Origin of the sequence: Nonomuraea sp. NPDC050786 (assembly GCF_040654115.1) — a bacterium.
Lineage (GTDB): Bacteria > Actinomycetota > Actinomycetes > Streptosporangiales > Streptosporangiaceae > Nonomuraea.
Genome location: NZ_JBFAHJ010000032.1, coordinates 121,574 through 129,020, shown reverse-complemented (window position 1 = coordinate 129,020; position 7,447 = coordinate 121,574). Strand labels below are relative to the sequence as shown.

The window sequence follows — 7,447 nt, the reverse complement described above, 5'->3', positions numbered from 1 at the left end:
CAGCCGGTGTATATCGCCGCGGTTGGTGATGGCCCAGCCATCAGCAGAGTCGAGCTCAATGGCACGATTGAAGTCGGCCAGCGCCTCGTCGTAGCGTTCCATCAGCCGGTGTATATCGCCGCGGTTGGTGATGGCCCAGCCATCAGCAGAGTCGAGCTCAATGGCACGATTGAAGTCGGCCAGCGCCTCGTCGTAGCGCTCCATCAGCCGGTAGGTCTCGCCGCGGTGGGTGATGGCCCAGCCATCAGCGGGGTTGAGTTCGATGGCGCGATTGAAGTCGGCCAGCGCCTCGTCATAGCGCTCCATCAGCCGGTAGGTCTCGCCGCGGTGACCGGTGGCCCAGCCATCAGCAGAGTCGAGCTCAATGGCACGATTGAAGTCGGCCAGCGCCTCGCTATATCGACCTATCCAGCAGTAAGTTTGGCCGCGCCGTGAAATAGTCCATACGTTGTCTGGGGCAAGCTCAATAGCGCGATTGAAGTCTATCAGCGCGCGCTGTTCCTGATCGGCATAATATGCATGCCAGGCCCTTTGGCTCCGAGCGAGTGCCTCGATGTCCGGCAACGAGCGAGCGAGATCGATAATGACACTAAGGAATCCTGTGGTATCACTTTCTCCATCAGCAAGGCTCTCGATTAATTTCCTGCCCCAGGAGCGCAGATCCTCGTCGCCGGAGTCGGCGATCGCTTGATTGATCGTGTCGAGCAGGCGATTAACAAGCGAGACATTAGTTCGGCAGGCATATACGCTTTGCTCCAAGACTTCCGGCATAGAAGTCATTGGATTCGCGCAGAGGAGATGATAAATTCGGTCCAAGGTGTGGTTTTGCCACGCAGCACTCTTCCATGCATCTTTGGAATTCGATGCAAAGCATTGACGCCAGTCGGCATGAACATCAGCTAATCTAGAGTGTATTCTTCTCCATGTCTGAGGAGATCGATTGCGATGCATCCTAAGCATGGACGCACGGACCACGTCGTGATATTGGCACGTTCCCGCACCGTCTGTAACGAACGGCATTTGACGTAGCCATTCGTAGGCGCCCTGCGATTCTCCACCAGTCTCGTCAACAAGTATATTCAGGATATCCTGATTAAAGCGCCGGGGAAAAGCGGCGGTCAGGGCAATAGACCGCCTCGCCGCGTCATCCTCCCACTTGAGGAAGCGCTCGACTGCATCGCCGCTAGGATCCCCTACGGCCGATAGATCGTCCGGCTTGTTCTCGGCCAGCATAGCCACTAACAATGGGAGGCCGCCAGAAAGCGAAAGGATGACTTCTACGACGCTTTCGTTATCGATGCCCTTACTGGCCAATAGTTGGCGCGCCTCTATTTCAGTGAATGGCGCAAGTGGGATATCAGCCGTTATTCCGAGGTATGCTGACCAACGGTTAGGGTTTAGAGGCACCTGGCCAGCGATCGTTAGAACTAAGGTCGCGGGAAGTGCGCCATATCTGCCAGTCAGCAAGTCTATAAGCCAGTCATCGAGAAAGGTTGAAGTGCGTTCATACGTGTCGAAGAACAGCGCTATCGGCTTTCCGTCATCTACTAGTGCGGCCAGCTCCTGAATCAGGATCGGAGTCAGTTCATCTGCGGGTGATAAGAGAAGACGGATGTCGCCATGATTGCGGAACTTTCTACTCAGGTAGACTCTAAATTTGTTGGCTTGGTCGGTGAGAGCTTCCGCATCCACCAAATCTACAAGAGACCCTGCCACAGGGATACTTTTCGCAGTATGCAAGCCTACTTTTACAGCAGTTTTAGTAAGAAATCTACCCGTGTCTTGCGGAGCATCAGGGTCCGTCTCGGTTTCCCGCAAACGGTCCGCATAGGTAGCCAGGCGTTCTTCTAGGCTCTTGAGCCTCTTGCCTTGAGAGGCAAAATCTGAGGCTATCGCGCCAAGGGTATCGGGAATCCCACGCGCATTCTCGTCAATGAACGCGCAGATTCCCTCTTCTTCGCTGACTAGGTGCCGTAGTTGCTGCACCAAAAAACTCTTCCCGACACCCGCATTGCCGTGGATATTGAAGATGAATCGGCGCTTCTCGTCATCCAATGACAGGCTGAGATTCTGTCGAAATTGCGCCAATTGCCCGGTTCGTCCCACAAAGCTGCTTCGCTGGCGGCGCCGTACGATCTCCTGCAATGACAGCGGAATCTCGCCCATGCATAGCTCCTGTGCTCTACGGCCCTACGACCAGAATCCACCATGCCGGGCTAGCCTGTCACCTCCGTTTGAGCTTCTCGCCTCGCATCTTTAGGCTCTCCACGCACGAGGGGATCCCCGTCCTGGCCCATATGACTCCCCTGCCCGGGATACGGCCAGATCTTCCTGTCCTGACGATACTGGGAAAGCAGAGCCAGTGCATGGCATGGCTCAGGCGCACGCTGACGGCCGAGTGCGATGCACTGAGATGCTTTGGCTACGCAGCCCGCCATGAGCCGAGAGAATGGCTATTAGGCTTGATCGTTCCCCAATATCTCCCCACCTGACTCAGCAAGACGTATCTCATGGATTGTTAGTGCAGGTCAGAGACATGATTGGGGCGTACTGACCCTCTGTCTCATAATCCGTGGGTCGTGGGTTCAAGTCCCACCCGCCCTACTCTCTTCACCACCGCATACCTGGCTTGAGCAGGGGTTTCGCGGGATCGCGTGTTACGCGGGCAGGCAGTCGGAAGCAGCGGAGAGCAGCCGTATGCCACCCGTCGCGGAACATACGCGGAATGGATCTCGGGGTGTTTTCCCAGGTCGCACATAGCAAAAGACCCCGGATGGCGTCCGGGGTCCGTTGCGTTCCGCGTGCTCACTGCGACAAGGCTTCCAAGATCCGGCCGTTGGCGACCTCGCGCTGTCCGTCGATGCACTTGGCGTACACCTTGAGGAGCACATCCACCCCGTGTCCGGCGCGCTCGGCGGCTTCCGGGGCATGGACGCCGGCGTTGAGCCAGAGCGACACGGCCGCGTGCCGCAGGTCGTACGGCCGGGCAGCCAGCGGGGATGCGACCTGGTCGGGGGTGAGGGCGAAGGTTCGTGCCTCCTTCCACACCTTGGAGATGGTCGAGCCCGAGAAGACCTCGCCCGTTCGGGTGCGAAACAGCCGGCCGTCGTCTGCCACGCCTTGTTGTTCAATGTGCTCCCTGAGGATGGCCACCAGTTCCGGAGGGACCGGCACGACGCGGGTCGTCTTCACATCGCGATGCTTCAGGCCGCGCTCGTCGTGCCTCTCCCCCGAGTCCGTGTAGCGCTTGATGCTCTCCGAACGGGTCTTCTGAAGGGTGAGTAGGCCCCATCCCTTCTTCGGGAGCAAGCAGTCGTCCTGTCGGAGGCCCGCCGCCTCTCCCGGTCGAAGACCACCGAAGTACATGCAGGCGAACAGCGCCCGCAGCATCGGACCGCGTGAACGCCCGACGTAGGTGACCGCCGCCAGCAGTTCCCGCGCCTGTCCCGGGTTGACAACGGAGCGCCGATCGACCTCGCCGCTCACCTTGACCTTCCGGAACTTGACCTTGTGCAGCGGATTCGCCGGAAGCTCCTCCAACTCCACGGCGTATTCGAGTGCGTGGTGGAAGACGGCCCGCTTGCGACGGTAGGTGGAGGTCGCCGCCGCGCTGCCGTCCATGCGCAGCGACAGGGCTTCCAGCACGGCCCGCGCATGCTTGGTCTCCTCCAGAGCGCTCAACGGGAGCGATGCAGCCTCCAGCCAGCGCACGGTCCGAGCGATCTCCGATGTGGGGGTCGGCCGGCGGTCCTCAGGTAGGAACGAGTACTCGCGCAGCGCCCGCCGGATGATCTCGTCGGATGGCCGGCCGGGCGCGTCTGCGATCAGGACGCGGGTGACGGTGGCGAGTGTGTCGGTCATGCCTTCGCGGGACTTGGCCGCCGCGTGCGGCCACCAGGCGTGGACGTAGGCGACCGCGAAGGAGTACCAAGTGCGGGCGTCCTTGGCCTTGACCATCGAGGCAGGGAGGCCGCTGTCCAGGTCGAACGCCTCACCCTTCTTGGCGGCCTGGCGAAGGTCGGACAGGAAGCTCTCGGCCAGGCCCTTGGTCTTGAACGTCGAGGACTTCTCACGATTGCCGACCGTCCAGCGGACGGTGTGGGAGACGATCCGGGGCTTCTTGCCCGTGCCGTCGGATCGGGTGTTGGTGCGGATGTCCCAGAACTTGACCTTGTACGAGGTGGTCACGCTGCACTCCTGAGGGATTCGAGCCAGGCTTCGAGGTCGCTGCGGTAGATGCGGAGTTCGCCGTTCGGGAGGCGGATGCCTTCGGGGGCTTTGCCGATCTCGCGCCAGCGGTAGAAAGTGCGGCGGGAGACGCCGCCGAGTTCGTCGAGGACTTGGGCGATAGTGAGGAGTTCGTCTCGCTTCCTCATGCCGCCCTCCCGATGTCGAGGGTTGCCGGCGGATCTTGGCCGTCCGCTTGGGCTTGGAGCCGGGCCATGTGGGTTCGCCACCGTTGACGTTCGGCGACCGAGCGCAGGAGGCGTACCGCGAGGGGTGAGACGTTGGCATCGCCGACTGGGACGGGTTTCCAGATGTAGCGGTGTGGGTCCGTTGGCTCGTTGGACTGGCCAAGAGCTTGCAGGACCCAGGTACGGCGGTCCTGCTTGTGCTCGGCGAGGGTCTTATTGGACCACTTGCGCGAGACGAGGACGCGGCGTCCGGCGTAGCCCAGGTGGTCGGGCTTGTGGGCCTTGCTGCGGCAGCGGCCCGGGACCATCCCAGGCTTGGCGCCCTTGGGCTGGATGCCGTAGCGCAACCAGTTCGCACACGCCGGAGAGCATGGCTCGTACCGCAGCGCCTCGACCATCCGAGCAGCGTGCTCACGCTGGGCCGGGTTGTCGGTGTCGAGGCTGTCGCCGAGGCTCTTGGTCAGGTACTTGGACAGATAGCGAATGCACTGGTCGGCGTCCCGGGTCCCGGCGAGCACGCCCTTGACGTCCACCTGGTCGCCGAACCGGATCACGTGCAGAGGCTCGGCGTCCTCGTCGGCATCGAGCTGGTCGAGGGCCTGGTCCCAGGTGGGCAGGACCTCGCCGGTGTCGTGGGCGAGATAGCCGACCCCCTCTTCCCAGACGGGCGGACGGGCACCATCGAAGAGCACTTCGTCAACCTGGGGCCACCACACCTGGTGATATGTGGCCGCCGCAATCTGCTTGACCTCCGCGCGTGGCAGGGTGCCGCGGACGGCCATGTGCAGGTGTGGCGCGAGCCGCTTCTGTGGTTCGACGGTGGCGAAGTACTGCACGTCGTATCCCGCGATCCGGCGGAGGTTCTGCACGAAGCGATCGACCAGCTTGGAGAAGTGCAGGGCGTCGCGGGCCGCCCTGGCGTAGTCGTAGGTCTCGGGATCGACCGGGACGCCGTCCCGTACCTTGCCGTAAGACGGAAGGGTCAAGGTGACGAACAGCGAGGGTCGGTAGACCTTGCCGTCCGAGGACCGGAAGGTCCGCCCGAGTGTGGTGTTGGCCATCTTGCGCTTGGGCAGGTTAGGAGCGTCCTGCCGTCGCCTCGTCGAGCGCGTGCGCTTGGGGACCGTCCGGCCGAGGACGTTGCCGCGCATGCCCGCCTGGTTGATCTCGGCGTCTACGCCCTCGATCGCGGCGTCCCAATCGCCGGTGTCCTCACCGAGGGCGTCGGCCTGGTCGCGGCGGGCTTGGAGGTCGGCGCGGAACTCGACCAGCCACCGCTGTTCGTCGGTCGGCTCGTCGGGCGTGATCGCCGGCTCCTGGTCGAGGTGCCAGCCCTCCCGGCACTGTGCCTTGCGGAGCTGCCGGTTGCGCTTGGCGCAGGGCGGGCACTTGGCGTCCAAGGTGGCGCCGCATGGGACGTCCACGGTTTCCCAGCGTCCGGTGTGGACGTCGAGCCGCTTGAGTGGGACGGGTCGGATGCACACGCCGTACTGCTTGGCGACCTCCACGGCCACCTCTCGGGCCTGCGGCATGGCCTGCCGGAGGGCGCGAGGTAGGGAGCGATCGGTCATGCGGCCCTCCCGTCGTCGGCGGTTGTGGGGTGCGAGTGGCCGGGCTCGTGATGGGCGACCATGGCGCGGATGTCGGTGTCGGAGACGTAGGCGGCGCGGACCCGGGTCGGGTCGGGCAAGGTCTCCAGCCGGACGTATCCGACGCCGGCGCCCAGTTCGGGGACGGGTGAGATGTGGTCGGCCAATGCTCCCCGGTCGCGGGCACCGTCGCCGAGGACCATGTCCACCTGTTCGGACTCGTCCAGCCGCAGGGCGATCTTGTCGGGGAACAGGTTGCGGATGTTCATGACCTCCTTGCGCGGGTCTTGGAGGGCGGCCATGACGCCGATGCCGACCGCGCGGCCCTGGGTGGTGAGCGTGGCCAGCGCGGCGGAGATGCGCTGCTTGAGTTGGCGGTCTGCCTGGTAGGCGGTCAGGAACGCCACCTCGTCGACGACTACCAGGACGAACGGGTCCTCCACGGTCGGCGTGTGCGAGCGCAGAGCGCCGGCGAACCGGGCAGCGCGCTCCTGCATCACGGTCACGGCCTGATCGAGCAGGTCGGCGCACTCTTCCGGCGTGGCCGCGTACCGTTCGCCGAACAGGGCGCGTCCGTACGACAGCTCCATCAGCTTGGGATCGAGCGCCCAGATCTCAACCAGGCCCGCCCGAACGGCTGGCAGGAGCCCGCGGATCGTGGACCAGATGATCGAGCCCTTGCCGGCCCCGGTGGCGCCCGCGACCAGGACGTGAGTGCCGTGGACCTTGAGTCGCCACGGCTGTCCGTCCTCTTGCTTGCCGATCTCGACCGGTCCCACGGTCGGCTCTTGTGGGATCGGCAGCGCTGGGATCGGTGTGGCCAGCGGGTCGCGTCTGGGGAAGGTGAGGGTGAGGCGTCCGGCTTTGGCGATGGTGACGCGGCAGGAAGGAGCGCCAAAGCCATGGGCAAGATGGTCTGTGCGGTCGGCCCAGTCTTTGGCGGCTTGTCCGTCGAGCATGCGGACGGTGACGGCGTCGGCCCAGGAGGTGCAGGTGACCTTGCCGAGTCGAGGCAGGTAGTCGCGGCCTCGCAGGTGCCGGCCGAGTCCGGAGACGACCATGACGGGTTGCCAGTGGCGGCGGTAGACCCAGATGAGGCGCCACCAGGCCAGCAGCCGGTAGCCGATCCAGCGGGCGAAGGAGGGGCGGTCGGACAGCGCCCAGGTGACGAGTCCCGCCGGTACGGGCGTGAGGAGCAGTAGCGCGGTTCGCCAGCCGTACATGACGGCGAGTACGGCCGGGATGCTGGCGATGGTCATCGCGATGGGGTGCCGCCAGATCGTGCGGACGAGCCCGACGAGCAGCCGACAGGCGAGGATGACGATGGTGATGATGGCGGGTGTGGTGACGACGGCCGGGCGGAAGACGACGGCCGTGTCCGGCGTGGTGGTGACGAGGTTGCGTGCTTCGTCACCGGGCAGCCGCTTGAACATAAGCTTGGAA

The 7,447-nt window shown here is 63.8% G+C and carries 5 protein-coding genes; all 5 read right to left on the bottom strand.

What is annotated here, in order from left to right; translation table 11 throughout:
• Nucleotides 1-2,166, bottom strand: a 2,166-nt coding sequence (locus AB0H84_RS42035; RefSeq protein WP_357617482.1) for a tetratricopeptide repeat protein, incomplete at its 3' end; no start/stop codon positions are given.
• Between the two features lie 639 nt (nt 2,167-2,805).
• Entirely contained in the window at nt 2,806-4,188 is a 1,383-nt protein-coding gene (locus tag AB0H84_RS42030; RefSeq protein WP_357617480.1) for a tyrosine-type recombinase/integrase, read from the bottom strand.
• Nucleotides 4,185-4,376 carry a helix-turn-helix domain-containing protein gene (locus AB0H84_RS42025; protein WP_357617478.1) on the bottom strand — a complete coding sequence of 64 codons (192 nt, stop codon included), beginning with the start codon at nt 4,374-4,376 and terminating at the stop codon, nt 4,185-4,187. The genes AB0H84_RS42030 and AB0H84_RS42025 overlap by 4 nt, the downstream gene beginning before the upstream one ends.
• Entirely contained in the window at nt 4,373-5,986 is a 1,614-nt protein-coding gene (locus tag AB0H84_RS42020; RefSeq protein WP_357617476.1) for a replication initiator, read from the bottom strand. The genes AB0H84_RS42025 and AB0H84_RS42020 overlap by 4 nt, the downstream gene beginning before the upstream one ends.
• The gene (locus AB0H84_RS42015) at nt 5,983-7,437 is read right to left on the bottom strand and encodes an FtsK/SpoIIIE domain-containing protein (protein WP_357617474.1); all 1,455 of its coding nucleotides are present in this window, start codon (nt 7,435-7,437) and stop codon (nt 5,983-5,985) included. Before AB0H84_RS42015 ends, AB0H84_RS42020 begins: the two co-directional genes overlap by 4 nt.
• Nucleotides 7,438-7,447 lie beyond the last annotated feature (10 nt).